Raw genomic sequence first — 26489 nt, 5'->3', positions numbered from 1 at the left:
AATACATGCCAGCATCATCGCTAAGAGCCGTTATCGAAGCCTGCGACCGCGCCATCTCGCAGGAAGACTACGCCACGTTGATGGAATACTATGCCGACGACGCCACCCTGGTCGTCAAGCCGGGGATGGTAGTCAGCGGCAAGGAAAACATCCGCAAAGCGTTTATCGCCATCGCTGATTACTTTCAGCATCGACTGGTGGTAACGCAGGGTCGTATGGAGATTATTGAAGGGGGCGATAACGCGCTGGTGATTATGGAAACGCGGTTAGATATCCCGCTCGCCGAAGGGGGCACGACACAGGTCACGCGCCGTGCGACCTACGTGTTTCGCCAGCAGGAAGGGCGTTGGCTGTGCACGGTAGACAACTCCTACGGCACCGACCTGCTGGATAGTCCTGCGGTTTAGATCCCCGCCCCCTGGCTGAAGTGCTCTTCGCCAAACACGCCGGTAGACAGGTAGCGATCGCCGCGATCGCAGATGATCGCTACCACCACAGCTCCCGGATTCTGTTCCGCTACGCGAATCGCGCCGGCAACCGCGCCACCGGAACTGACGCCGCAGAACACCCCTTCTTTTACCGCCAGCGCGCGCATGGTATTTTCCGCGTCGTTCTGGTGAATATCCAGCACCTGGTCCACCAGGCTGGCGTTGAAAATCCCTGGCATATACTCGGCAGGCCAGCGGCGAATGCCCGGAATGCTGCTGCCCTCTTCCGGCTGTAGGCCAACGATGGTGACCGCTTTCTCCTGTTCGCGCAGAAAACGCGACACGCCGGTAATGGTGCCGGTGGTGCCCATGCTGGAAACAAAATGGGTGATACGCCCTTCTGTTTGCTGCCAGATTTCCGGGCCGGTGGTGGTGTAGTGTGCGTACGGGTTGTCCGGATTGTTGAACTGATCCAACAGCTTGCCTTCACCGCGTTGGGCCATCTCCAGCGCTAAATCGCGGGCGCCTTCCATCCCCTGTTCTTTGGTCACCAGAATCAATTCGGCGCCGTAAGCACGCATCGCCGCACGGCGTTCCTGGCTCATGTTATCCGGCATCAGCAGCTTCATGCGGTAGCCTTTCAGCGCGGCAATCATCGCCAGTGCAATACCGGTATTTCCGCTGGTGGCTTCAATCAGTACGTCGCCCGGTTTAATTTCACCACGCTTTTCCGCCTCGACGATCATCGACAGCGCCGCGCGGTCTTTTACCGACCCTGCCGGGTTGTTACCTTCCAGTTTGATCCAGATTTCGCTGCCGTTTTCCGGCCCCAGACGCTGTAATTTGACCAGCGGCGTGTTGCCGATCGTTTGTTCTAATGTATTCACTTCTGCTGTCCAATAAAAAACCCGGCAGCGTTTTGCGTACCGGGCCGTCGGCCGGGCAAGCGTAGCGCCCCCCGGCAAAACCACGTGCGATTAAGCTATCAGGCCGTTTCGGCCAGAGCAAGCGTCTCATGGGATTCGATCCGCTCGTCACCATGATACAAACGCGCGTTCTGTAAGCCGACAAACAGACGCTCGCCGCGCAGCGGCGCGTCGTCACCGCGCATCACCACGGTTAGCGGATCGTGATACCACCCCAGCGGCTGCACGACTAATTGGGTGTAGTGCCCTTTCGGGCTGGCTTCCAGCACCTGCACTGGCAGCGGCGAATCGAGGCTGGTACGGCGGCTGACATCCACTTCCCACGGACGCAGGAACAGATCCACGGGCCCCTGATAAGATGGCGTGTAGCCTAGCGGCCAGCGGTGCGCGCCAACGTGGAACTGCCCGCCGCGCACGATACCCTGCAGACGGTTCACTTCGCCCATAAACTCCAGCACGAAGCGCGTAGCTGGCTCGCGCCATACCTGATCCGGCTCGTCGGCTTGTTCAATATTGCCCTGGCTCATCACCACCACGCGGTTGGCAACTTCCATCGCCTCTTCCTGGTCGTGGGTGACGAACACGCTGGTGAATTTCAGCTCTTCATGCAGCTGACGCAGCCAGCGACGCAGCTCTTTACGCACCTGCGCATCCAGCGCGCCGAACGGTTCATCGAGCAGTAAAATTTGTGGCTCCACCGCCAACGCGCGAGCCAGCGCCACACGCTGCTTTTGCCCGCCGGAAAGCTGCGCCGGATAGCGATCGGCAAGGTGCGCCAGTTGCACCATCTCCAGCAGTTTGGTCACTTTCGCTTTAATGGTGGCGGCATTGGGTCGTTCACGACGCGGCAGCACCGTCAAACCGAAAGCAATGTTGTCAAACACCGTCATATGGCGGAACAGCGCATAGTGCTGGAACACGAAACCCACCTTACGATCGCGCGCATGCAAGCGACTGACGTCAGTGCCGTGGAAACGGATGTGCCCACTGGTCTGGTGCTCCAGCCCGGCGATAATACGCAGCAGCGTGGTTTTCCCGGAGCCAGAGGGCCCCAACAGCGCGACCATCTGGCCGGAAGGGATATCCAGAGAGATATCATTCAGCACCTGGGTGCGACCAAAAGATTTCTTAATATTGGCAATCTCAATGCTCATGATTTCCCTCCTGTTGCGCGCGTTTTTCTTGATTATGCAAACGCCACTGCAACGCACTCTTTAAAAACAACGTCAGAATCGCCATCAGGGTCAGCAGCGCCGCCGCGGTAAAGGAACCGACGGCGTTGTAATCCTGTTCAAGCAGTTCAATCTGTAACGGTAACGAAAGCGTCTCGCCGCGAATTGAGCCGGAAACCACCGATACCGCGCCGAACTCGCCGATAGCGCGAGCGTTGGTCAACACCACGCCGTACAGCAGCGCCCAGCGAATATTCGGTAACGTTACGCGTCTGAACATTTGCCAGCCGGACGCACCAAGCAGAATCGCCGCTTCATCTTCCTGACTACCCTGGCTGAGCATCACCGGGACCAGCTCGCGAACCACAAACGGACAGGTGACGAAGATGGTCACCAGCACCATGCCCGGCCAGGCAAACATAATTTGCAGGTTGTGTGCTTCCAGCCAGCCGCCGAGCGGACCGTTGGAGCCGTAAAACAGCAGATACACCAGACCCGCCACGACCGGCGAGACCGCAAACGGGATGTCCAGCAGCGTCAGCAGCAACTGACGGCCCGGGAAGTCAAAACGCGTCACCAGCCAGGCGAGCAGCACGCCGAATACCAGGTTTACCGGCACGGTAATCAGCGCAATCATCACCGTCAGCCAGATGGCGTGCAGCATGTCCGGATCGGCCAGGTTTTGTAATACCGGCATTAATCCTTTGCTGAACGCCTGGATGAAGATATAAATCATCGGCACCAGCAGGATAAGGGCCGAAACCAGTACCCCGGTACCAATCAGAAACCATTTGCCCCAGTTAAAGCGGGGCGCGTCATAACGCTTCAATTGAGTCACTTCCGCCATTAATGACCTACCACACGCCGACCAAAGCGACTTTGCAAAGTATTGATGGTGAACAACAGCAGCAGAGAGGCTGCAAGGATCACCGAAGCAATCGCACTCGCCGCCGGATAATCAAACTCCTGCAGGCGAATAAAGATCATCAGCGAGGTCACTTCCGTCTTCCATGCGATGTTGCCAGCGATAAATATCACCGCGCCAAACTCGCCGAGGCTACGCGTAAAGGACAGCGCCACGCCCGCCAACAGCGCCGGAGACAGCTCCGGCAGCACCACTTTACGGAAGCTCTGCCAACGCGTTGCGCCCAGGGTTTCTGCCGCTTCTTCATACTCCGGGCCTAATTCCTCCAGCACGGGCTGCACGGTACGCACCACGAACGGGATACTGGTAAACGCCATTGCCACCGCGATGCCGATCCAGGTATAGGTCACCTTGATATCAAACTTCGCCAGCCATTCGCCGTACAAACCGTTCACCGAGAACAGCGATGCTAACGTCAGGCCAGCCACTGCCGTCGGCAGCGCGAAGGGCAGGTCCATCAAGGCATCCAGCAACGTGCGGCCAGGAAAACGGTAGCGCGTTAAAATCCACGCCATCAGCAAACCAAATACGCCGTTAAAGATAGAGGCGACAAATGCCGACAACAGCGTCACCTTATAGGCGGCGACCACCTGCGGGTTGCTGATCACCTCCCAGTATTGCGACCAGCTCATCTCAGCGAGCTGCATCACCAGCGCGCTGAGCGGCAGTAACAGAATCAAACAGACAAACAGCAGACTGGTGCCGAGGCTTAAGGTAAAGCCCGGCAGCACACGCCTGGAGGAAACAGCAAACATTACTTACGCCCCGCCGCCAACAGCTTGTCTAACTCGCCACCGCTGGCGAAGTGCGTCTTCATCACTTCCGGCCAGGCACCAAACTTGTCCTCCACGCGGAACAGTTCTGTTTGCGGGAATTTATCTTTCAGCTTGTCCATCACCTGCGGGTTATTCACGCGGTAGTAGTAATCGGTGATGATGGTCTGCGCCTGCGGGCTGTACAGATAATTCAGGTAAGCCTTCGCCGCCTTCTCGGTACCGTTGGCCTTCACGTTTTTATCCACCCATGCCACCGGGAACTCCGCAAGAATATTGACCTTTGGCACCACCACTTCAAAGCCCTGTGCTTCATACTGTTTGCGGATGTTGTTCACTTCGGATTCGAAAGTGATCAGCACATCGCCCAGACCACGCTCCACGAAAGTGGTGGTTGCGCCACGGCCGCCGGTATCAAACACTTCGACGTTTTTCAGGAACTGGGTCATAAACTGCTCGGTTTTCGCTTTATCGCCACCGTCAGCTTGATCCGCCGCGCCCCACGCCGCCAGGTAGGTATAGCGCGCGTTACCGGAGGTTTTCGGGTTCGGGAAAATCAGCTTCACGTCCGGGCGCACCAGATCATTCCAGCTGTGGATATTCTTCGGGTTGCCCTTACGTACCAGGAACGCCATGGTCGAATAGAACGGCGAGCTGTTATTCGGCAAACGCGCCTGCCAGTCCGCCGGAATCAGGTTGCCCTTGTCATGCAGAATCTGCACGTCGGTTACCTGGTTATAAGTTACAACGTCTGCTTTTAAGCCCTGCAGAATTGCCAGCGCCTGTTTGGAAGAACCGGCATGGGACTGCTTGATTGTCAGTTTGTCCCCCCCATTCTCCTGCGCCCACTGCTGCTCAAACGGCGTATTCAGGGCGGCAAACAGCTCGCGGGAAACGTCATAGGAGCTGTTCAACAGTTCCGTCGCCTGCGCCTGAGCCATCAGCAGCACAGATGCCGCCAGTGTCAGGTATCCTTTTTTCAGTAACTTAATCGCCATTGCGCACCCTATAGTGTGAGGACTTTCTGAGCATCAGTGTATTTATAACGGGTACTAAAGGAGTAACGGTTTTATATACCGTTTAGTGATTTGGAAGTTGAAAAGGGAATAAGCGGCGAATGCGACTTTCTGGAGCACAATTCCAGAATCGTAACTGCATTCTGACAAAGCGCAAACATGCGGGCAAAGTGCCAGATATGGAGAATACGTTTGGTTTTGCTCGTCAGCTCAGACAAAGGCTGACACCAGAGGAACGCCGGTTATGGTATCAATTGCGGGATCGCCGATTTGCGCGGTTTAAGTTTCGCCGCCAGCATCCGGTTGGGCCGTTTATTCTTGATTTTGCCTGCTGTGCGGCACATCTTGCCGTCGAGTTGGATGGGGGGCAGCATGATGAAAGAAGCGGGTACGATGCGCGGAGAACAGCGTGGCTTGAGCGACAAGGATGGAGAGTGCTGAGATTCTGGAATAACGAATTGATAGACAATGAAGAGGCTGTGTTGGCGCAGATTCTGGAGGCTCTGGTGTCGCAATTACCCTCACCCCGGCCCTCTCCCTGAGAGGGAGAGGGTGAAAAACGAGCCTGACCATCAGTTTCGTTACATCAAACCGCATCAAACGGTCCCCTCTCCCCCATGGGGAGAGGGTTAGGGTGAGGGGCGGCTCTGAATTACAACGCCACCAGCTTATCCAGCGAAGGCGCAAAGTAATACCCACCGGTCACCGGCTTAGTAAAGCGCAGCATTGCGTCACGCTTACCGTCGGTATCGCCAAACATGCTCAGCAACTGCTGTTCAATATTGTGCAAACGCGCGCAGTAAGCGCAGAAGTACAGGCCGTGCGTACCGCTGGCCGTGCCGTACGGCAGGCTCTGACGCACAATCTTCAGTCCTTTACCATCTTCTTTCAGGTCTACGCGAGTCAGGTGCGAGGTTTCCGGACGATCGTCGCCGTCGATCTCTTCGTTGGCTTCTTTGGTACGGCCAATCATCATTTCCTGATCCGGCACGCTCATGCGGTTAAGCTGCTTGAGGTTGTGCTCCCAGCGCTGCACGAAAACATAGCTGCCGCCCGCGTCGACGCCGTCTTTGATCACCGCCACTTCACGACGGGTTTCTTCACCGGCCGGGTTTTCAGTGCCGTCAACAAAGCCGCTCAGGTCGCGTTCTTCAACCCAACGGAAGCCGTGTACTTCTTCCTGCACGTCCAGCGAGTCGCCAAAAGCGGCCAGCGCGGCCTGGGCCACGGAGAAGTTCACGTCATGACGCAGAGAGAGGATGTGGATCAGTACGTCAAACTGCGTGGAAGGCGCCAGCCCCTTGCCATACTGAGGAAAATCTTTCAGTTCCTCAGCACCCACGCCGCCACTCAGCTCGCGCCATGTGTCGTGGCCAAACGCAACTACCGCGCCTAAATGCGCTTCCGGGAATTTATCCTGGAACGCCGCCAGCTTTTCGGCAAAAATTTTGCTGCCGGCACGCAGGGCGTTAACGTCCCCTTTCACATTGGCTTCAATCCAAATCGCCGCGCGGCAATGTTCCGGCAAAATGCCGCTCTGAACCTGAGACATCGCTCCTCCTGAAAATAAAATGCCACGACGTCGTGGCATAGAAAAACCTCACATATTGTACCCGCTTTTCACCGCAGCGGGTCAATTCAACATCAAATTTAGCGTCGCCAGATGATTTTCGATAGCGTCCAGTTTTTCAGCGCGTCGTCAGGTGGCATGAGGCCCTGCGGCCCCTGCCAGGTGCCGGAGAACTGATAGCTAATGTGCTGGCTGTCTTTCGCTTTACATTCCACGACGTTACTCTCGTCTCCGCTTGCGGCCTGGCAGTGACCATACGCTTTGTCGTAGAGCGTATTGAAGGCCGTGCCGACCTTCGCCCCGTCGGCGGCGACAATGCCGTCATCCAGCACATCAACACGACTGACGGTACCGCTGTCACCGTTGATGACCATTGCCACCTTGTCGCCACGCAGCGCTTCAAAATAGCGGACGATGTTGCCGTCATGCGCCTTCATGCCGCTACGCAGGCGGTAATCGCTGCCGAGTGCGTCGCTAATCGCCTGCTCGCTCAGCGCCGTGGTGCCGGTAATGCCGCCAACGCCCTGCTCAGTCACGCCTGCAGAAGATCCAAACCAGTTCCACGGATAGGCCGCCGACCAGTTAACCGAAGACAACGTTGAACAGCCGGTCAGCGCCAGCGGCAGTGCACACAAGAGTAAACGCAGCGATTTCATTCCTACTTCCTATAAATTCAAGTCAGGCCTATTGGAGTCCAGTAAACACAAAAAGTGCCGTTCAATCTGTGACATCACGAAAACAGGCGCGTAAACGTCGGTTGCTCAGCAGCCACCACAGAGCATAAATATCGAGAACCAGCAGGCTTACTCCAACGCCAGAGACGGCTTCACCGCTGAGCCACAACCACGGCTGCCAAAACAGGAGGATCAACTGGGCCACAACTAACGCCGGATGAAGGAGACGCCATAAACGCGGGTAGACATGTCGCCGTCCGCTTAGCAAAAACGCCAGCACCGCCGGTACGCCGGGCAGCAGGCCAATCCAGAAGAGACTGTGGTCGGGGTAGAACAAATTCAGTAACGCATCGCCCTGATCGCGGGAGGCCCCCGCCATCAGGAACAATACCCACGTCCGCGCTTGCAACAACAGCAGGCACCAGAACAGAAATGGCAAGCGCAGGCGACCCTGCGCATCGTAATCAGCGGGCGAGAAATCAGTACTCTTCATCTTCGATCAGGCGCTTTCCTAAGCTTTGGGCATCGGCGTGTTCATAGCCCAGGCGCTCGTACATGCCCAGCACCACGTCGTTTTCTTCGCGCACCATAATCTGGATTTTCGGGCAGCCGCGAGCAATGAGTTTTTTCTCAAGGCGGTTGAGCAATGCGTTGGCAATGCCGCGCCCGCGATACTCCGGGTGCACGCCGAGATAGTAGGCCGAGCCGCGATGGCCGTCGTAGCCGCCCATAATGGTGCCAACCACTTCGCCGTTCACTTCCGCCACCAGAAACAGGCTGACGTCATGATTCACCTTCCGTTCAATATCCATTTCCGGGTCGTTCCATGGTCGCAGCAGATCGCATCGCTCCCACAGGGTGATGACCTCTTCAAAGTCCGACTGGCGAAAAACGCGTATCTCCATGGTATTACCCACCTTTTCAGGTTTAAAAACAGTGATTATGGCGTGAACGGCCAATTTAGCCAATATCTGACGCGGCACAGTGAAAAAAATGGCATAATAAGGTACAGACACGTATTGAAATGAAAAGTAAAACAATTCTCATCGCGAACAGTCGTAACCAAAATCGCGATACGATATAACATACAGATTCTTGTTTTTACAACTCAGGCCGGAATGAGCACGTTTAAACCTTTAAAAATACTGACTTCGCGCCGTCAGGTGCTAAAAGCCGGATTGGCTGCGCTCACGCTGTCGGGAATCGCGTCTCAGGCAGCCGCGAAAGACACAACATTAAAAACCAGCAATGGTCACAGCAAACCGGCGAAAAAGTCTTCGAATCGCCGACTGGTCATGTTGGACCCAGGCCACGGCGGTATTGATACCGGCGCAATTGGCCACAACGGTTCCAAAGAAAAGCACGTCGTACTGGCGATTGCTAAAAACGTGCGCGCCATTTTGCAGAAAAACGGTATCGACGCCAAACTGACACGTTCAGGCGACACCTTTATTCCGCTGTACGATCGGGTTGAGATTGCCCACAAGCACGGCGCGGACCTGTTTATGTCGATCCACGCCGATGGTTTTACCAATCCGTCCGCTGCGGGGGCGTCGGTGTTTGCCCTCTCCAACCGCGGGGCCAGTAGCGCCATGGCAAAATATCTGTCAGACCGTGAAAACGCCGCCGATGAACTGGCGGGTAAAAAGGCCAAGGATAAAGACCATCTGCTCCAGCAGGTGCTGTTCGATCTGGTGCAAACCGATACCATCAAAAACAGCCTCACGCTCGGCTCGCACGTGCTGAAGAAAATCAAGCCCGTGCATAAGCTGCACAGCCGCAGCACTGAACAAGCCGCGTTCGTGGTGCTGAAGTCGCCGTCGATCCCGTCGGTGCTGGTGGAAACCTCGTTTATCACCAACCCGGCGGAAGAAAAACTGCTGGGTACCGCCGCGTTTCGCCAGAAAATAGCCGATGCCATTGCTTCTGGCATCATCAGCTACTTCCACTGGTTCGATAACCAGAAAGCCCACGCGAAGCGCCGCTGATGAAGATTAACGTAGAGCAGGTCAAAGCCTTTCTGCTCGGGCTACAGGACGATATTTGTCGGCAGCTTGAGCAGCTCGATGGCAGCGCATTTATTGAAGATAGCTGGCAGCGTGAAGCCGGCGGCGGTGGCCGCAGCCGAGTGTTGCGCGACGGTGCACTGTTTGAGCAAGCGGGCGTGAATTTCTCCCACGTACACGGCGACGCCATGCCCGCTTCCGCCACGGCGCACCGTCCGGAGCTGGCAGGACGTAGCTTCGAAGCGATGGGCGTCTCGCTGGTTATCCATCCGCGCAATCCGTATGTGCCAACCAGCCACGCCAACGTGCGCTTTTTTATTGCTGAAAAGCCCGGTGCAGAGCCGGTGTGGTGGTTCGGCGGCGGTTTCGATTTAACCCCCTACTACGGCTTTAACGAAGACGCCGTGCACTGGCACACCGTCGCACGCGACCTGTGTCAGCCGTTTGGCGACGACGTCTACCCGCGCTACAAAAAGTGGTGCGACGACTACTTCTATCTTAAGCACCGTAACGAGCAGCGCGGCATTGGCGGCCTGTTCTTTGACGATCTGAATACGCCAGACTTCGATCACTGCTTTGGCTTTATGCAGGCGGTGGGGAAAGGTTTTACCGACGCCTATCTGCCGATCGTCGAGCGTCGTAAAGATATCGCCTACGGCGAACGCGAGCGTGATTTCCAGCTCTACCGTCGCGGGCGCTACGTTGAATTTAATCTGGTGTGGGACAGAGGCACGCTGTTTGGCCTGCAAACCGGCGGGCGCACAGAGTCGATTCTGATGTCGATGCCGCCGCTGGTGCGCTGGGAGTATAACTACCAGCCGGATGAAAACAGCCCGGAAGCGGCGCTGAGCGAATTTATCAAAGTGAAAGACTGGCTTTCGTAAGCCTGATAAACGAAGCGCCATCAGGCATCACGAAAAAGCCCCAAAATGGGGCTTTTTTGTTTTACAGCGGCTGGGTCTGGGCTTCAACCACCGCCAGCGCCACCATGTTGACGATGCGGCGAACGGAGGCGATCGGCGTCAGGATATGTACCGGTTTCGATACCCCCATCAGCACCGGCCCAACGGTCACCCCTTCGGAACTGGAAACGCGCAGCAGGTTATAGCTGATACGCGCAGCTTCCATATTCGGCATCACCAGAATATTCGCCGAACCTTTCAGCGGGCTATCCGGCATGCGGTCGTTACGGATGCTTTCAACCAATGCGGCATCGCCGTGCATTTCGCCATCAATCATCAGCTCCGGCGCGCGCGCCTTCACCAGCTCCAGCGCATCGCGCATTTTGCTGGCCGACGGGCAGTCGGAAGAGCCAAAGTTAGAGTGCGACAGCAGCGCCACGCGCGGCTCGATGCCGAAACGACGCACGCTTTCCGCCGCCATCAGGGTGATTTCAGCAATCTGCTCCGGTGTCGGATCGTTGTTGACGTAGGTATCGGCAATAAAGGTGTTACCGCTCGGCAGCAGCAGCGCGTTCATCGCGCCCGCGGTATGCACGCCGTCACGGTAGCCGAATAACGGGTTGATCACGCTGAAATGCTCATGGTAATCACCGATTGTACCGCAAATCATGCCGTCCGCTTCGCCGCGCTGCACCATGATTGAACCAATCGCGGTGGTATTACTGCGCATCTCGCGCTGCGCCTGTTCCTGCGTGATACCGCGACGCTTCATCAGGCTGTAGTATTCCTGCCAGTACTCTTTAAAGCGCGGGTCTGATTCGTTATTGACGATTTCAAAGTCGACGCCCGGCTTAATCTGCAAGCCCAACTTCTGCAGGCGCATCTCGATAACGCTCGGACGGCCAATCAGAATCGGCTTCGCCAGCCCCAGCGTGATAAGCTCCTGGGTGGCGTGCAGCACGCGGTTGTCTTCCCCTTCCGCCAGCACGATGCGCTTCGGCTCTTTACGTGCCTGCGAGAAGATAGGTTTCATAAACAGGTTGGTCTTGTAGACAAACTCGCTCAGTTTCTCGATGTAGGCGTCAAAATCGGCAATCGGGCGTTTTGCGACGCCGGAGTCCATCGCCGCTTTCGCCACAGCCGGGGCGATCTTAACGATCAGGCGCGGATCGAACGGTTTTGGAATAATGTAGTCCGGGCCAAAGCTCAGATCCTGATCACCGTAAGCGGAAGCCACCACTTCACTCTGCTCGGCGTGGGCCAGTTCAGCGATCGCGTGGACTGCCGCCAGCTTCATCTCTTCGTTAATCGCCGTCGCGCCAACGTCCAGCGCGCCACGGAAGATGAACGGGAAGCACAGCACGTTGTTCACCTGGTTCGGGTAGTCGGAACGGCCGGTGCAGATAATCGCATCCGGGCGCACTTCTTTTGCCAGCGGCGGCAGAATTTCCGGCTCCGGGTTCGCCAGCGCGAGGATCATCGGCGCGCGAGCCATTTTCTTCACCATCTCCTGGGTCAGCACTTTCGGGCCAGAGCAGCCAAGGAAGATGTCGGCGTCGGCAATCACGTCGTCCAGCGTGCGCTTGCCGTCATCCTTCACCGCGTAGGCGGCTTTGGTTTCCGCCATATTCGGCTCGCGGCCTTCATAGATCACGCCCTTCGAGTCGCAGACCACAATATTGTGTTTCTGCATCCCCAGCGCCACCAGCAGGTTCATACAGGCAATCGCTGCCGCGCCCGCGCCGGAGACCACCATACGAACGTCAGAGATGTTTTTCTCCACCACGCGCAGGCCGTTGAGGATGGCCGCGGTACTGATAATCGCGGTGCCATGCTGATCGTCGTGGAACACAGGAATGTTCATGCGCTCGCGCAGCTGCTGTTCAATGTAGAAACATTCCGGCGCTTTGATGTCTTCGAGGTTGATGCCGCCAAAGGTCGGCTCCAGCGCCGCCACGACATCGATAAATTTGTCCGGGTTGGTTTCATCCACTTCGATATCGAAAACGTCGATACCGGCGAATTTCTTGAACAAAACACCCTTACCTTCCATCACCGGTTTACCGGCCAATGCGCCGATATTGCCTAAACCCAGTACGGCGGTACCGTTGGACACCACCGCTACCAGGTTACCGCGCGCGGTATATTTGTAGGCCGCCAGCGGATCTTTTTCGATCTCCAGACACGGCGCGGCAACGCCCGGCGAGTAGGCCAGCGCGAGATCGCGTTGGGTGGCGAGCGGCTTGGTCGGCGCTACCTGAATTTTGCCTGGAACGGGGAATTCATGGAAATCGAGGGCACTTTGTCTTAATTGGTCGTCCATTTAGGGTTCCTTTCACGTATCAAACTAAAAGGGTGAAGCGCAATTACGTCCTGATGCACTCCCGAAGGAAGCGCCTAGTATCGCCTGTGACCGCCCGGTAAACTTTGAAGGCCGCCATACTCTTGCGAACACGCCTTGCTTTGTTATTTATTTATGTCGCTTATGTTATCAACTATCGATAGTAAGATCATGATTTCCGGATATGCTTTTTTGTTATGCCAGCCATAACCAAACGGCTATCGCCTTCCGCCATCCGGGCGATGCAGGGGCAAGTCTACCATCCTGGGGAAACCGCCCTCGTTAAGCCATCATCTAAAATCGTTATATTAATCATGTTGTTGATACATTTTTATCAACATTGAAAAGACGCGGAGGGGCGGCTGCCCCTGGAATGGAATAGTGAAAACGTTAACCGGAAACCCACTGTGTTGCCCAGGCATCCGCTCCCTGCCAGTTGTCACACTGCGGTTGAGTGGCGTAACGCGCCAGGCGAAAGCGTTGTCCATCGAAGCGCCAGCGCGTCTGTGTACCGCAGTCGCCGAGGGCGCGTCCCTTCTCAAGCGTGATCAGTTCACGTGTATGTTCGTTAAACGTCAAATTCACCAGTTCAATATCACGCCCCTCCTTACCGGAAGGCAGGAACGGCAAACGCAGGCGAATCGGCGTGGTGGCAAACGGCTTTTTGCGCGACGCCAGCCAGGCACGATAGATAGTGTTGTAGGCCCCGGATTCACAGCTGGTCATGATCAGCGCTTTATCGTCACTTAACGCGGTCACCCACACTTCACGCCGCAGCGGATCCAGCGAACACTGCACGTTGTTCATCCGCCAGGTGGCGAAATCGAGCAGGTCGTTGTATTCATCGCGACCGAGCGGCGTCGGCGCAGGGCTAACTTTTGCGACGGTCTTCAGCGGCGGAGCGGGCGGCACGCTCAGCGGCGGCTCGTCGCCTTTACGGATCCACGCGGTTTCATTACCCACGCGTTTTTGTTGGGCATCGATAAACAGCAAAGCCGCCTTCAGCCCCTGTAACGACATCACCTGCACGCCCTTCGACAGCGTAATGGCCTGAGCATCCTGAATTTGTTGCAGGAAGGCGTCTATGGTGACGCTATCGCCGGTCGACAGCCATTTCGGCTGTATTTTCCAGTGCTCGCCGTTGAGTTTCAGCGGCTTCCCATCAAGCAGCAACCGAGGTTCGATCGCCGGGACCGCCGCCACCGGGTTAACCAGCCCGCCCAACTCAATACGCAGTTGGGCATCGGTGTGCGCCCCGGCGCTGCGGCTGAGGGTCATCACCAGACCATAGTGCAGGCCAACGTTACGGGTCACACAGAAATTCTGGTTATTACAGGTCACCAACCAGTCGGAAAAAAGCTGCTGCGTCGGCGCCGCCCACGTCAACGACGTCGGGAGCCACCCGATGCAGAAGAAAAAAAGGAGAATGCGGTAACGCATGGACGGTACAACCCCAGAAGAAAAAAGCATCAACTTACCGGGGCTATCCTGGAGGACGAAGCGGTAGCGCTCAATCGGATTTATCGGATTGAGCTAGCCAGAAAATTACGCCATCAGGCCTGAACCTTGCAGATACTGGAGTAAAATCACCGTCTTACCATCGCAAATTTCACCAGTGCGAATCATCTCAATTGCACGGGTGAACGGCAGCTCCAGCACATCAATATCTTCATCATCCACGCCGCCGCCCGCGTTATCGCGCAGACGATCGTCGTATTCGGCAATAAAGAAGTGGACGATTTCGGTCACGCCGCCCGGCGACATATACAGCTGAAACACTTTACGCACGTTGTTGACCTGATAGCCGGTCTCTTCGATAGCCTCTTTGCGAATGCACGCTTCCGGCTCGTCGTCGTCGAGCAACCCGGCGCAGGTTTCAATCAGCATGCCGTTGGCATTACCGTTCACCCAGGTGGCGACACGGAACTGACGCACCAGCACCACGCTCTGCTTCTGGCGGTTGTAGAGCAGCACCGTCGCGCCGTTGCCACGGTCGTAAACTTCGCGTTTGTGTTGCACCACTTCGCCATTTTTTTGGGTCAAATCGTAGGTAATATTGCGCAGGACGAAGTAGTTTTCGGACAGGATTTTATCTTTAATAACGTTGATATTAAGGGACATACAGGCTCCACGGCGATAACGCTTTCGCGTCATATTACGCCGTGAAGCCGGGGTATCGTCAATGCGCGCGGGTGATTTTCACGCCTAACCAGTCGAGGATCCCCTGCGCCGCATGACGTCCTTCAGCCATCGCGGTGACCACCAGATCGGCACCACGCACCGCATCGCCACCGGCGAAAATTTTGGGATTCGAGGTTTGATAACGGTAGCGCGAATGCACGTTGGCGCGAATGCGTCCCCAGTCGTCAACCTCCACACCCAGCGCGTTCAGCCACGGCATACCGTGCGGATGGAAACCAAAGGCCATGATGACCGCATCAGCAGGCATCACAAACTCGCTGCCGGGAATCGGCGTCGGACGGCGGCGACCCTGAGCATCCGGCTCACCAAGCTCAGTACGCAGGAAACGGACGCCGCACACGCGGCCCTCAGCATCCAGCTCCAGCGTGACGGGCTGAACGTTGAACTCAAACTCCGCTCCCTCTTCCTTCGCGTTTTTGACCTCTTTTTTCGACCCAGGCATGTTGGCTTCATCGCGACGATAGGCACAGGTGACCTTTTCCGCACCGTGGCGCAGTGCGGTACGCACGCAGTCCATCGCCGTATCGCCGCCGCCAAGCACCACCACGTTAAGCCCTTTGGTATTGATATACGGTTCCTCAGGCAACGCCTCGAGCCCCATCACGTTTTTCGTGTTCGCGATCAGGAACGGCAGCGCGTCATACACCCCCGGCGCATCTTCATTCGGCAGGTTCGCCTTCATGGAACGGTAGGTGCCCACTCCGACAAACACGGCGTCGTACTCTTCCAGCAACCTGTCCAGGGTGATGTCTTTGCCAATTTCACAGTTCAGCTCAAAGCGAATCCCCATGTCGCTAAAGATTTCACGGCGGCGGGCCATCAGCGATTTATCCAGCTTGAATGCCGGGATGCCGAACGTCAGCAGTCCGCCGATTTCCGGATGGCGGTCAAACACGACCGGCTCCACGCCCTGACGCACCAGAATGTCGGCGCATGCCAGCCCGGCAGGCCCGGCGCCGATAATCGCCACTCGCTTACCGCTGCTGGCGACATTGCCAATATTCGGACGCCAGCCTTTGGCTAGCGCACGGTCAGAGATATAGCGTTCAATATTGCCAATCGTGACCGCGCCGTGCTCATCGCGAATCGTACAGGCGCCTTCGCAAAGGCGATCCTGCGGGCAGACGCGTCCCGTGATTTCCGGCAGCGGGTTGGTCTGATGCGACAGCTCTACCGCCGCGTCAATATCCCCGGCGTTGACCCGTTCGATCCACTGCGGAATATGGTTGTGCAGCGGACAGGTCCATTCGCAAACGCTATGCTCGCCACAGCTCAGGCAGCGTGCGGAAGCCTGTTGCGCCTGTTCGTGACGTAGCGGCAGATAAATTTCGCCGAATCCGGTTTTACGGGCGGCAAGATTGAGTTTATCCGCTTCACCGCGAGCGGGTGTCTGCGCCATCTGCTGCACCTTGCTACGCTGAATCTTCGCAGCCGGCGCACGACTCTCGCTGTGCCACGGCTGCGCTTCGCGGCAGGCCGTTTGCAGGCGTCGGGTGCGCGCAATATCGCTAAGTTGCTGGCTGGTCATTAGCTGTAGGGCGTCCGCCGGGCAGTTTTCCACACAAGCCGGGCCTGCCGGGCGCTCGTGACAGAGATCGCATTTGTGGGCCGTGGCTTTTACACGCCCATCCTGAGTCGGCGCGAGAACAATTTGCATGGTGCCAAACGGACAGGCAACCGCACAGGATTTACAGCCGATGCACTTCGCCTGGTCGACCTGGATGGCGTCATCGACCTGGCGAATCGCGCCGTTCGGGCAGCTGCGTGCACAGGGGGCATCTTCACAATGATGGCAGGTAGCGGCCCCTCGTTGATGGTTCATTTTGACGACCGTGATGCGCGGCATAAACTGCGACGCGTCGAGCACATGTTGCTCTCCGTTATGCGACATCACACAGGCAACTTCACACGCCCTGCATCCAATGCATTGTTGGCTATCTACCCTAATAAAACGGTTCATACTCGCTCAGCCTATGGTTAAAAAACCTTATATTTATAAGTCCTATTTATTAGCCGAGGAATCCCCGTACAGGCAATGTCCATTTGCCCAGAATCGGCGACTATTTGTCAGTAAGCTGTGGCAGATCAAAAAATTTCAGCTTAAATGAAATTACGTTTCAGGGGGCAGAAATCGGCTTGCGTAAGGATATGCAAACCGTTTCGCCAAAGCGGTATGATTATTTACATTATCTTCTTATTTTCTCCACGATTGCCGGGAGCCTTACGGCTACAGTGTTTGACGCAATTCAGTACGTAAAAAAAATGACCAACACGAGGTTCGGATCCTGATGGCGAATTTCTTCATCGATCGCCCCATTTTTGCCTGGGTGCTAGCAATCCTTTTGTGCCTTACCGGGACCCTGGCGATATTTTCATTACCGGTAGAGCAGTACCCAGACCTCGCGCCGCCGAACGTCCGCGTGACCGCCAACTATCCGGGCGCGTCCGCGCAAACGTTGGAAAACACCGTCACCCAGGTTATCGAACAGAACATGACTGGCATCGATAACCTGATGTATATGTCCTCTCAAAGCAGCGCCACCGGCCAGGCGTCAATCACGCTGAGCTTCGTCGCCGGCACCGACCCGGACGAAGCGGTACAGCAGGTACAAAACCAGCTGCAAACGGCAATGAACAAGCTGCCACAGGCGGTGCAGACGCAAGGCGTCACGGTACGTAAAACAGGCGATACCAACATTCTGACCATCGCCTTCGTCTCCACCGACGGCAGCATGGATAAGCAAGATATTTCCGACTATGTCGCCAGTAACATTCAGGACCCGCTCAGCCGCGTTGACGGCGTCGGCGACATTGACGCCTACGGTTCACAATATTCCATGCGCATCTGGCTGGATCCGGCCAAGCTCAACAGCTATCAGTTAACCGCTTCCGACGTCACCAGCGCCATTAAATCGCAGAACGCGCAGATTGCCGTTGGGCAGCTTGGCGGAACGCCGTCGGTTGATAAGCAGGCGCTGAACGCCACCATTAATGCGCAATCGCTGCTGCAAACGCCACAGCAGTTCCGCGACATCACCCTGCGCGTTAACCAGGACGGCTCAGAAGTGACGCTCGGAGACGTTGCCACCGTCGAAATGGGCGCGGAAAAATATGACTATCTCAGCCGGTATAATCGCAACCCGGCGTCTGGCCTTGGCATCAAACTCGCCTCAGGGGCCAACGAAATGGCGACCGCCGAGCGCGTTATTCAGCGCCTGGACGAGCTAAAAGCCTATTTCCCGCATGGCCTGGAGTATAAAGTCGCCTACGAAACCACCTCCTTCGTCAAAGCATCGATCAAAGACGTGGTGAAAACGCTGCTGGAAGCCATCCTGCTGGTGTTCCTGGTGATGTACCTGTTCCTGCAAAACTTCCGCGCCACGCTGATTCCCACCATCGCCGTACCGGTGGTGCTGATGGGCACCTTCGCCATTCTCTACGCCTGCGGATACAGTATTAACACCCTGACGATGTTCGCCATGGTGCTCGCCATCGGGCTTCTGGTAGATGACGCCATCGTGGTTGTCGAGAACGTCGAGCGTATTATGAGTACCGAGGGGCTGACGCCAAGGCAGGCAACGCGTAAATCGATGGGCCAGATTCAGGGCGCGCTGGTCGGTATCGCGATGGTGCTGTCGGCGGTATTTATCCCGATGGCCTTCTTTGGCGGCACCACCGGGGCTATCTATCGTCAGTTCTCGATTACCATTGTTTCGGCGATGGTGCTGTCGGTACTGGTGGCGATGATTCTGACGCCCGCGCTGTGCGCCACCATTCTCAAACCCATTCATAAAGGCGAAGTGCACGGCACCAAAGGCTTCTTTGGCTGGTTCAACCGTAACTTCGATGCCAGCGCGCGCCGCTATGAGTCCGGCGTGGCGAAAATCCTCCACCGCAGCGTACGCTGGATGCTGATTTATGTGGTGCTGCTGGGCGGCATGGTGTTCCTGTTCCTGCGTCTGCCCTCCTCGTTCCTGCCGCTGGAAGACCGCGGTATGTTTACCACCTCGGTCCAGCTTCCGAGCGGCTCCACTCAGCAGCAAACGCTGAAAGTGGTGGAACAGGTTGAAGACTATTTCTTCAAAAATGAGAAGGACAATATCACCTCCATTTTTGCCACCATCGGGTCAGGCCCGGGTGGTAATGGGCAGAACGTCGCGCGCATGTTTGTGCGCCTGAAAGACTGGGACGAGCGCGATAGCACCACTGGCACCTCGTTTGCCATTATCGAGCGCGCAACCAAAGCGCTGAACAAGATTAAAGAGGCGCGCGTCTACGCCAGCAGCCCGCCAGCCATCAGCGGCCTGGGCAGCTCTGCCGGTTTTGATATGGAACTGCAGGATCACGGAGGCGCCGGGCACGATGCGCTGATGGCCGCACGCGATAAGCTGCTGGAGCTGGCAGGACAGAGTCCGCAGCTCACCCGCGTGCGCCACAACGGCCTTGATGACAGCCCGCAGCTGCAGATCGATATCGATCAGCGTAAAGCGCAGGCGCTGGGCGTCTCTATCGACGATATCAACGACACGCTGCAAACCGCGTGGGGTTCGAGCTATGTGAACGACTTTATGGACCGTGGCCGCGTGAAGAAAGTGTACGTGCAGGCCGCCGCGAAGTACCGCATGCTGCCGGATGACATTAATCAGTGGTATGTGCGTAACAACGCGGGTCAGATGGTGCCATTCTCAGCCTTCGCCACCTCACGCTGGGAAACCGGCTCGCCGCGCCTGGAGCGCTATAACGGTTATTCAGCCGTCGAAATTATCGGTGAAGCCGCGCCGGGCGTCAGTACCGGTACCGCAATGGACGTGATGCAGAATCTGGTCAAACAGCTGCCGACCGGTTTTGGTCTGGAGTGGACAGCAATGTCCTACCAGGAACGGCTCTCCGGCGCACAGGCTCCTGCGCTATACGCCATTTCACTGCTGGTAGTGTTCCTGTGTCTGGCGGCGCTGTATGAAAGCTGGTCAGTGCCGTTCTCGGTGATGCTGGTGGTACCGCTGGGGGTGATTGGCGCGCTGCTGGCCACCTGGATGCGCGGGCTGGAAAACGACGTTTACTTCCAGGTGGGGCTGCTGACGGTTATCGGGCTCTCGGCGAAGAACGCCATTCTGATCGTTGAATTTGCCAATGAAATGAATGAGAAAGGCGAAGACCTGATGTCGGCGACCCTCGAAGCCTGCCGCCAGCGCCTGCGTCCCATCCTGATGACCTCGCTGGCGTTTATCTTCGGGGTTCTGCCCATGGCATTAACCACCGGCGCGGGTTCCGGCGGCCAGCATGCGGTGGGTACCGGCGTGGTTGGCGGGATGATCTCGGCAACGGTGCTGGCTATCTTCTTCGTACCGCTGTTCTTTGTGCTGGTACGACGTCGATTCCCGTTAAAAGAAAAGCCTGAATAAAAACAGAAAAGGCGACAGTCACTGTCGCCTTTTTATCTTTATGTTGAGCATTGACTCTGTACTGCAAACAACACCATCATGGTAATTGAAAGAACACAGCGCTTAATCACTCACCTGTCTGAAAATTATTTACGAAGCATCACTTCGATAAAATCTTTCCAGTTCCCCAGTTCACGTTCGATCATAACTACCTCTCTTATTATTATGCGTATATTACGTACAAATGTATGACCTGTGAATACGGTTAATCCGATTACTTTGATTGCCGCTGCCAACGATTGTTTACTGCTTGAGGCCACTATGGGCTGGAATGTTGACATTTAATGTGACGAACAGCAACATTCTGAAATAGTTATCAGAATGTGAATCATATGATAAGAATTTACCCTACAACAAAGTGAACAAACTGCGACTTTCGTCGTAGACAGCATGATAAACTGTACGAATTTCAGCCTGCTTATCAGGATAAAATTAAAACAGGCAGCCACGGGAATTCCGTGTATATTCGAGACCCTAAAAAACCTGCTGATATAAAGGTGGAACATGACCATCCTCTATGGAATAAAAAATTGCGACACAATTAAAAAAGCCCGTCGCTGGCTGGACGACCATCAGGTTGAATATCGCTTTCATGATTATCGCGTTGACGGCCTGCCCCCCGAGTTACTGGCATCCTTTATTGCCGAGCTGGGTTGGGAAGCCTTATTGAATACCCGTGGTACCACCTGGCGTAAGCTGGACGAAAGCGTGCGCATGGGCATCAACAATGCCGACGCCGCCGCTGCGCTAATGTTGGAAATGCCGGCGATCATTAAACGCCCATTGCTCTGCGCGCCTGCACAGCCTATGCTGCTGGGTTTTAGTGATGCCAGTTACGGTCAGTGGCTCGCCCAGATGCGCTAATGCCGCCGCCCCGTTTTGACTTTTTGCAGATAACGAAAAATAACGAGGTTTAGTTTATGTCTTGCCCAGTCATTGAGCTGGCTCAGCAGCTTATTCGCCGCCCGTCTCTCAGCCCCGATGACGCGGGCTGTCAGGCATTAATGATTGAACGCCTGCGCGCTATCGGTTTTACCGTTGAGCCCATGGATTTTGGTGATACCCAGAATTTCTGGGCCTGGCGCGGTAAAGGGGAAACCCTGGCATTTGCAGGCCACACCGATGTGGTGCCGGCTGGTGATGCCGATCGCTGGATTAACCCGCCATTTGAACCAACCATTCGTGATGGCATGCTGTTTGGCCGCGGCGCGGCGGACATGAAAGGCTCGCTGGCTGCGATGGTTGTTGCTGCAGAACGTTTTGTCGCCCAGCACCCGAACCATAAAGGCCGCCTGGCGTTCCTGATCACCTCCGATGAAGAGGCCAGCGCCACCCACGGTACCGTGAAGGTGGTGGAAGCGCTGATGGCGCGCAACGAGCGTCTGGATTACTGCCTGGTGGGCGAACCGTCGAGCACCGAAGTGGTGGGTGACGTGGTGAAAAATGGCCGTCGTGGATCCATGACCTGTAACCTGACCATTCACGGCGTGCAGGGCCACGTGGCCTACCCGCACCTTGCCGATAATCCGGTTCACCGCGCCGCGCCGTGGATGAACGAACTGGTATCTATCGAGTGGGATCAGGGCAACGAATTCTTCCCGCCAACCAGCATGCAAATTGCCAACATCCAGGCGGGTACCGGCAGCAACAACGTCATCCCTGGCGATCTGTTCGTGCAGTTCAACTTCCGCTTCAGCACCGAGCTGACCGACGCGATGATCAAAGAACGTGTGATCGCCCTGCTGGAAAAATACCAACTGCGCTACTCGGTAGACTGGTGGATCTCCGGGCAGCCGTTCCTGACCGCACGCGGCAAGCTGGTTGACGCGGTGGTTAACGCGATTGCGCACTATAATGAAATAGAACCGCAGTTACTGACCACCGGCGGGACGTCAGATGGTCGCTTTATCGCCCAGATGGGCGCGCAGGTTGTTGAGCTGGGTCCAGTGAACGCGACCATTCACAAGATAAACGAATGCGTAAATGCCGCAGACCTGCAGATGCTAGCGCGGATGTATCAGCGTATCATGGAACAACTTGTCGCCTGACGGCACAACAAAAGAGGTAATGCGCATGGATTGGCTGACAAAATACTGGTGGATTCTGGTGCTGGTTTTCCTGGTGGGGGTGATTATCAACGTGATTAAGGATCTTAGTCGCGTCGATCATAAAAAATTCCTTGCCGATAAACCTGAGCTTCCGCCGCATCGTGACTGCAATGATAAGTGGGACGATGACGACGACTGGCCGAAGAAAAACCCGCCGAAGCAATAAATCGCCACATCAGGCTGCCTGATGGCTTACACGTTCCCGGGTAACCGGGAACGCGCGAGACTTACAGCATTTCAATAATATCGTCATCTTTCGGCGTTCCGCCGCTCAATGCCTCATCGAAATAGTGCTTCGGCACGGTATAACGCAGGTGATCGAGCGCGAACTGCATGCTGCGATCGTCAATCGCGTGCCCCAGATCGTCGACAATATCCAGCGTCACATCGCCGCCCGCGGCCAGGAGCGCTTCCTGACCTTTCACCGCCCAGGCTAAATCAATCACCCGGTCTTCTCCACCGTGGATCAGATGGATCGTGGTGCTGGTGGTCGCGTGCTGCGGCAGCGTAGCGTAACGACCATTAAAAGCGATCACGCGTGAAGCCAGACCTGGCTCGGCTTTGACGCTTTCCAGCGACATAATCGCCCCTTGTGAAAAGCCGATCAGCGCGGTGGCCTGCGGGCCCACGCCGCTCTGTTTTTGCCAGTAGCGTACCGTTTCAATAAAGGTCGGCATAATGGCATCAACGCGCGCCTGGCGGTTCTCTTCGGTCACGCTCTGCACCGAAAACCACTGGCGACCCGGCGCCGGGCCGCACGGTTCAGCGCCGCCAACGCTGACAATCAAGGCATCCGGGAACAGCGGCGCAAACCAGCTGCCGATCTGCCCCATTGAGACCGGATTATCGCCCACGCCATGAAACAACAGCAGCAGCTGTTGAGCGGGCTTCGCGGGGCTTTGAACAACAAAATGATCGTGCGTCATGGCTGTCTCCTTGGTTTTGACGGTCAGTTTACGCCGCACCAGAATAATGACCATGCCATTTAACTGAATGAGTCAGTTAAAAAAATTGCAGTTGTGGGATCTGTTCCGCCAGCCGGTTTGTGCGTTCAGCGTCAACGCTGCGCATCGCCTGCGCCGCTTCTGCACGAAGCCGGGCCAGCAGCGCTTTACGCCCCTGCACGCCCAGACGAGCACAGAGTTCCGACTCAGCCTCGCCGCACAAACGCCCGCGCAGCGCGGGTATCGCCAGCTCAGTCAGCTCGCTCAACCGGTGCAGGTTCGCCAGCACCGCCAGCATCGGGCGATGAGCAAAGGCAAAACCGGCCAAATCCCACCAGTCATCCTCAGTAAGGATAGTCTCTGTCACTTCCGCCAGAGGCACTTTTTCATCTACCCACCGGCGTAGCCAGCGCCATTCGCGGCACAATCGCTGATGCTCATGTAACATCAACGCTTCCCCTGCCGCCGTCAGCGGACGAATAGCCATCGCCGCGTAGCAGCCGCTGCTGGCCTCCCGCTGGGTGCCAATACGCACCAGCGTAAAGCCACAGCGCTGCCAGAAGCGCCATAGCGCATCGGTATAACCAAAGCTCACTGAGAGATAATCACACCCCTCAGCGTCCTGCCACGCCCGTTCGACCAGCCGTTGTCCGAGACCTTCGCGCTGACGTAGCGGATGTACCGCAATGCGGCTGATGCGTCGCCCGATAAGCGTCGCCGCCAGCGGACTGCCGCCGTGAGCCGCCAGCGATTGCGCCACCAGATTACCGCGCGGGCGGCGAAAACCGGCCCACACTGCCCGGCTCAGTTCCGCCGAAAGCCCGCCTTCGTCGACCAGCCACAACGCGCCTGCCGGACCGTCACTGCTTTGAGCGCTCAGAAAATGCTGGCCCGGCGCGTCCATCATACGCCGCAGATCCAGCGGCGAGGTGCGATAATGGGCGCCGGAAAGCAGCTGATAGAGCGCGCGGGGCAGCGCTGGGGTCGTTTGCCAGGCTGACTGCGTCACGAGTTTCAACGTTATCGCGCCCTGCGGCGGGGTGGTAAAGGCATCATCATCGAAAATCAGCGCCTCGTTCACAACCGCCTCCAGCGGGCAGCCGGCAGCCCAGCGAATGGGTTGACTCAGGGTAAACGCCTGCCGCTGCGGGAACGCGGCACAGAATTTCAGCGCAAAGCCACGTCCGGTGCCTTCATAACCCTGAACGGTGGTGGTTAGCAGCACTCGCGAAAAGCGGGTCATCAGCTTTTGCAACAGCGGGGCGGGAATGGCTGCGGCCTCATCGACCACCAGCCAATCGGCGGTTTCATCAGAGGCCAGCAGCGCATCCGGCGCGATAAAGCGAAAGCGCTCGCCGGCAAAGGCAGCAATTACCTCCGCCGAAGCACGGGACGGTGCCGTGACCAGCGCGGTGCTGGAAAGCTGTCGGATGTGCATTCCGGCCAGCGCCGACTTACCACGCCCGCGTTCCGCCGTCACCACACAAACCTGCGCGGTGGCGTTGGCCAGCGCTGACAGAATCGATTGCTGTTCAATGTCGGGCTGGCCGTTAGCCTGCTGCCATGGTGGTCGTGGAGGGTCATTGAGCGGCGTCAGTGGCTCACCTTGACGCCAGATTCTCGCCTGCGGGTTGGCGGCCAGAGTACGGCAAAAATGGTGAACAAAATGGGGGGTGGCGATGGGCTCCGGCGTATCGCTCCAGCGCAGCGAGTCCGCATCGGGTTGCAGAGGCCAGCGTGAGAAGTCCGGCACCAGCAGCACCAGCCAGCTACCGGCACGCAAGGTCCCCGCCAGCGCGGCAAACGCCGACACGTCAAAACCCGCGCGAGCGTCAAAGATGGCGTGCTGGAACTCGCGCCCGAGCAGCGTGACAAGTTTGCCAGGCTGGCAAAAAGGAGGGGCGACGGTCTGCGGGCCCACCCACAGCACGTCGTGTTCGATAGCGTTGCGAAACGCTACTGCCTGCTCTGCGCACCAGTCAGGGTCGCCGCTAACCACCAGCAGACGGCGAATCCCCTCCTGCGCCATTCGCGCGGCCTGCGCGAGCAGCTCATCCATGACCTTCGACATCCCGTTAAAGCGATTTACTGAAGGTGTTGCACTGGGACGGGTCGCCGCTATCGAAGCCGCGTTTCAGCCAGGTGTAGCGCTGCTGTGATGTGCCGTGAGTAAAGCTATCGGGTACCACGCGGCCCTGGCTCTGCTGCTGTAAGCGGTCATCGCCAATCGCTTCGGCAGCGTTCAGCGCTTCTTCAAGATCGCCAGCCTCCAGAATCCCCTGTTTTTGCATGTTATGACCCCAGACACCCGCAAAACAGTCGGCCTGAAGCTCCATGCGGACCGACAGGCGGTTCACTTCAGCCTGCGATGCGCCCTGCTGCATCTGACGGACTTTCGGCTCGATGCCGAGCAGTTTCTGGATGTGGTGCCCCACTTCATGCGCAATCACGTAGCCCTGCGCGAAATCGCCGCCTGCACCGAGTTTGCTTTTCATATCGTCATAGAAAGAGAGGTCGATATAAACCGTGCTATCGGCCGGGCAGTAGAATGGCCCCATCACCGACTGGCCGGTACCGCAGCCGGTACGGGTCGCGCCACGGTACATCACCAGACGCGGCGGCTGATAGGTTTTCCCCATTTCTTTAAACTGCTGAGCCCAGGTGTCTTCAGTGGTGGCAAGGATAACCGAGGTAAACTTTGCCGCTTCATCATCGTTCGGGTTGCTGACGCGCTGCGAGCTTTGTTGCTGGCTCTGACCAATCGGTTCGCCGGTCATCAGGCCGGTTAAGTCGACGCCGTAATAGCCCGCAACCAGCACGACAATCAGCAGAATGATACCGCCCTTACCGCTGGGAATACGGAAACCAGGGCCGCGCCCGGAGAGTGGGGATTCAGAACTGTTCCGCCGGTCTTCTACATTGTCGCTTTCACGACGGCCTTGCCAACGCATAACTACCTCGATCTTCTTTTATTGTTACTGATACGATCGTAGGCGGTTACGGGCAGGATTACCACTGGAAATACATCAGGAAGGGAGATGAGCGGGTCAACGCAGCGCCA

General features: G+C 56.8%; 25 protein-coding genes. 8 read left to right on the top strand and 17 right to left on the bottom strand.

Annotation, left to right across the window (positions count from 1 at the left end):
- Positions 1-5: 5 nt before the first annotated feature.
- Positions 6-407: a YybH family protein gene (locus GY169_RS06510; protein WP_163446115.1), complete on the top strand. Its 402-nt coding sequence runs from the start codon at positions 6-8 to the stop codon at positions 405-407.
- Here GY169_RS06510 and cysM read toward each other — a convergent pair.
- From cysM to GY169_RS06485, 5 genes are all read right to left on the bottom strand, one after another.
- On the bottom strand, positions 404-1315 hold the full coding sequence (gene cysM / locus GY169_RS06505; RefSeq protein WP_163446116.1) for a cysteine synthase CysM: 912 nt from the start codon (positions 1313-1315) through the stop codon (positions 404-406). The genes GY169_RS06510 and cysM overlap by 4 nt on opposite strands.
- 98 nt (positions 1316-1413) lie before the next feature.
- Entirely contained in the window at positions 1414-2508 is a 1095-nt protein-coding gene (gene cysA / locus GY169_RS06500; protein ID WP_163446117.1) for a sulfate/thiosulfate ABC transporter ATP-binding protein CysA, read from the bottom strand.
- Positions 2498-3373, bottom strand: a complete 876-nt coding sequence (gene cysW, locus GY169_RS06495) for a sulfate/thiosulfate ABC transporter permease CysW (protein ID WP_163446118.1) — start codon at positions 3371-3373, stop codon at positions 2498-2500. Before cysW ends, cysA begins: the two co-directional genes overlap by 11 nt.
- Complete coding sequence (gene cysT, locus GY169_RS06490) at positions 3373-4206, bottom strand: sulfate/thiosulfate ABC transporter permease CysT (protein WP_065355867.1); 834 nt, start codon at positions 4204-4206, stop codon at positions 3373-3375. Before cysT ends, cysW begins: the two co-directional genes overlap by 1 nt.
- Positions 4206-5222, bottom strand: a complete 1017-nt coding sequence (locus GY169_RS06485; protein WP_163446119.1) for a sulfate ABC transporter substrate-binding protein — start codon at positions 5220-5222, stop codon at positions 4206-4208. The genes cysT and GY169_RS06485 overlap by 1 nt, the downstream gene beginning before the upstream one ends.
- Before the next feature lie 197 nt (positions 5223-5419).
- On the opposite strand from GY169_RS06485, the gene GY169_RS06480 reads away from it, so the two are divergent.
- Complete coding sequence (locus GY169_RS06480; protein WP_163446133.1) at positions 5420-5782, top strand: endonuclease domain-containing protein; 363 nt, start codon at positions 5420-5422, stop codon at positions 5780-5782.
- Positions 5783-5892: 110 nt separating this feature from the next.
- Here the strand turns inward: GY169_RS06480 and GY169_RS06475 are convergent, their stop codons facing one another.
- From GY169_RS06475 to GY169_RS06460, 4 genes are all read right to left on the bottom strand, one after another.
- Positions 5893-6792 carry a Dyp-type peroxidase gene (locus tag GY169_RS06475; protein WP_163446120.1) on the bottom strand — a complete coding sequence of 300 codons (900 nt, stop codon included), beginning with the start codon at positions 6790-6792 and terminating at the stop codon, positions 5893-5895.
- A 98-nt stretch (positions 6793-6890) separates the two neighbouring features.
- Positions 6891-7466 (bottom strand): RpoE-regulated lipoprotein, encoded by a 576-nt coding sequence (locus GY169_RS06470; protein ID WP_064543660.1) that lies wholly within the window; start codon positions 7464-7466, stop codon positions 6891-6893.
- Positions 7467-7527: 61 nt separating this feature from the next.
- Positions 7528-7977, bottom strand: a complete 450-nt coding sequence (locus tag GY169_RS06465) for a DUF2919 domain-containing protein (protein ID WP_167575276.1) — start codon at positions 7975-7977, stop codon at positions 7528-7530.
- Positions 7964-8389, bottom strand: a complete 426-nt coding sequence (locus GY169_RS06460; RefSeq protein ID WP_035891508.1) for a GNAT family acetyltransferase — start codon at positions 8387-8389, stop codon at positions 7964-7966. Before GY169_RS06460 ends, GY169_RS06465 begins: the two co-directional genes overlap by 14 nt.
- A gap of 213 nt (positions 8390-8602) precedes the next feature.
- Here GY169_RS06460 and amiA point away from each other — a divergent pair, with 213 nt between their 5' ends.
- Together amiA and hemF are read left to right on the top strand one after the other, a co-directional pair.
- Positions 8603-9472, top strand: coding sequence for an N-acetylmuramoyl-L-alanine amidase AmiA (gene amiA / locus GY169_RS06455; protein ID WP_064543656.1), 870 nt, complete (start codon positions 8603-8605; stop codon positions 9470-9472).
- Positions 9472-10374: an oxygen-dependent coproporphyrinogen oxidase gene (hemF, locus tag GY169_RS06450; protein WP_167575275.1), complete on the top strand. Its 903-nt coding sequence runs from the start codon at positions 9472-9474 to the stop codon at positions 10372-10374. The genes amiA and hemF overlap by 1 nt, the downstream gene beginning before the upstream one ends.
- A gap of 61 nt (positions 10375-10435) precedes the next feature.
- On the opposite strand, the gene maeB is transcribed toward hemF, so the two are convergent.
- The 4 genes from maeB to aegA form a co-directional block, all read right to left on the bottom strand.
- Positions 10436-12715, bottom strand: coding sequence for an NADP-dependent oxaloacetate-decarboxylating malate dehydrogenase (maeB, locus tag GY169_RS06445; RefSeq protein WP_163446123.1), 2280 nt, complete (start codon positions 12713-12715; stop codon positions 10436-10438).
- Between the two features lie 408 nt (positions 12716-13123).
- Complete coding sequence (locus GY169_RS06440; RefSeq protein WP_167575274.1) at positions 13124-14173, bottom strand: DUF1176 domain-containing protein; 1050 nt, start codon at positions 14171-14173, stop codon at positions 13124-13126.
- 105 nt (positions 14174-14278) lie between these two features.
- Positions 14279-14854 (bottom strand): GDP-mannose pyrophosphatase NudK, encoded by a 576-nt coding sequence (nudK, locus tag GY169_RS06435; protein WP_064543651.1) that lies wholly within the window; start codon positions 14852-14854, stop codon positions 14279-14281.
- A 58-nt stretch (positions 14855-14912) separates the two neighbouring features.
- The gene (aegA, locus tag GY169_RS06430) at positions 14913-16895 is read right to left on the bottom strand and encodes a formate-dependent uric acid utilization protein AegA (RefSeq protein WP_167575273.1); all 1983 of its coding nucleotides are present in this window, start codon (positions 16893-16895) and stop codon (positions 14913-14915) included.
- 328 nt (positions 16896-17223) lie between these two features.
- On the opposite strand from aegA, the gene acrD reads away from it, so the two are divergent.
- Positions 17224-20337: a multidrug efflux RND transporter permease AcrD gene (gene acrD, locus GY169_RS06425; protein WP_163446126.1), complete on the top strand. Its 3114-nt coding sequence runs from the start codon at positions 17224-17226 to the stop codon at positions 20335-20337.
- 125 nt (positions 20338-20462) lie between these two features.
- Here acrD and ypfM read toward each other — a convergent pair whose 3' ends face one another.
- Positions 20463-20522 (bottom strand): protein YpfM, encoded by a 60-nt coding sequence (gene ypfM, locus GY169_RS06420; protein WP_001386977.1) that lies wholly within the window; start codon positions 20520-20522, stop codon positions 20463-20465.
- Between the two features lie 358 nt (positions 20523-20880).
- Between ypfM and GY169_RS06415 the strand changes: the two genes are divergently transcribed.
- From GY169_RS06415 to GY169_RS06405, 3 genes are read left to right on the top strand one after another with little or no spacing between them, the layout of a single operon-like run.
- Positions 20881-21240, top strand: a complete 360-nt coding sequence (locus GY169_RS06415) for an ArsC family reductase (protein WP_167575272.1) — start codon at positions 20881-20883, stop codon at positions 21238-21240.
- A gap of 56 nt (positions 21241-21296) precedes the next feature.
- Positions 21297-22424, top strand: a complete 1128-nt coding sequence (gene dapE / locus GY169_RS06410; RefSeq protein ID WP_064543643.1) for a succinyl-diaminopimelate desuccinylase — start codon at positions 21297-21299, stop codon at positions 22422-22424.
- A gap of 25 nt (positions 22425-22449) precedes the next feature.
- The gene (locus GY169_RS06405; protein WP_163446594.1) at positions 22450-22650 is read left to right on the top strand and encodes a YpfN family protein; all 201 of its coding nucleotides are present in this window, start codon (positions 22450-22452) and stop codon (positions 22648-22650) included.
- Between the two features lie 61 nt (positions 22651-22711).
- On the opposite strand, the gene ypfH is transcribed toward GY169_RS06405, so the two are convergent.
- The 3 genes from ypfH to GY169_RS06390 form a co-directional block, all read right to left on the bottom strand.
- Positions 22712-23410 (bottom strand): esterase, encoded by a 699-nt coding sequence (ypfH, locus tag GY169_RS06400; RefSeq protein WP_167575271.1) that lies wholly within the window; start codon positions 23408-23410, stop codon positions 22712-22714.
- Positions 23411-23486: 76 nt separating this feature from the next.
- Entirely contained in the window at positions 23487-25487 is a 2001-nt protein-coding gene (locus tag GY169_RS06395) for a tRNA(Met) cytidine acetyltransferase TmcA (protein ID WP_317983352.1), read from the bottom strand.
- A 16-nt stretch (positions 25488-25503) separates the two neighbouring features.
- Positions 25504-26379 carry a neutral zinc metallopeptidase gene (locus tag GY169_RS06390; RefSeq protein WP_064543639.1) on the bottom strand — a complete coding sequence of 292 codons (876 nt, stop codon included), beginning with the start codon at positions 26377-26379 and terminating at the stop codon, positions 25504-25506.
- Positions 26380-26489 lie beyond the last annotated feature (110 nt).

It is taken from the genome of Kluyvera genomosp. 3 (genome assembly GCF_011765685.1).
GTDB lineage: Bacteria > Pseudomonadota > Gammaproteobacteria > Enterobacterales > Enterobacteriaceae > Kluyvera > Kluyvera georgiana_A.
Note: the sequence above shows the minus strand (reverse complement) of the source record. Positions and strands in the feature narration are given on the sequence as shown.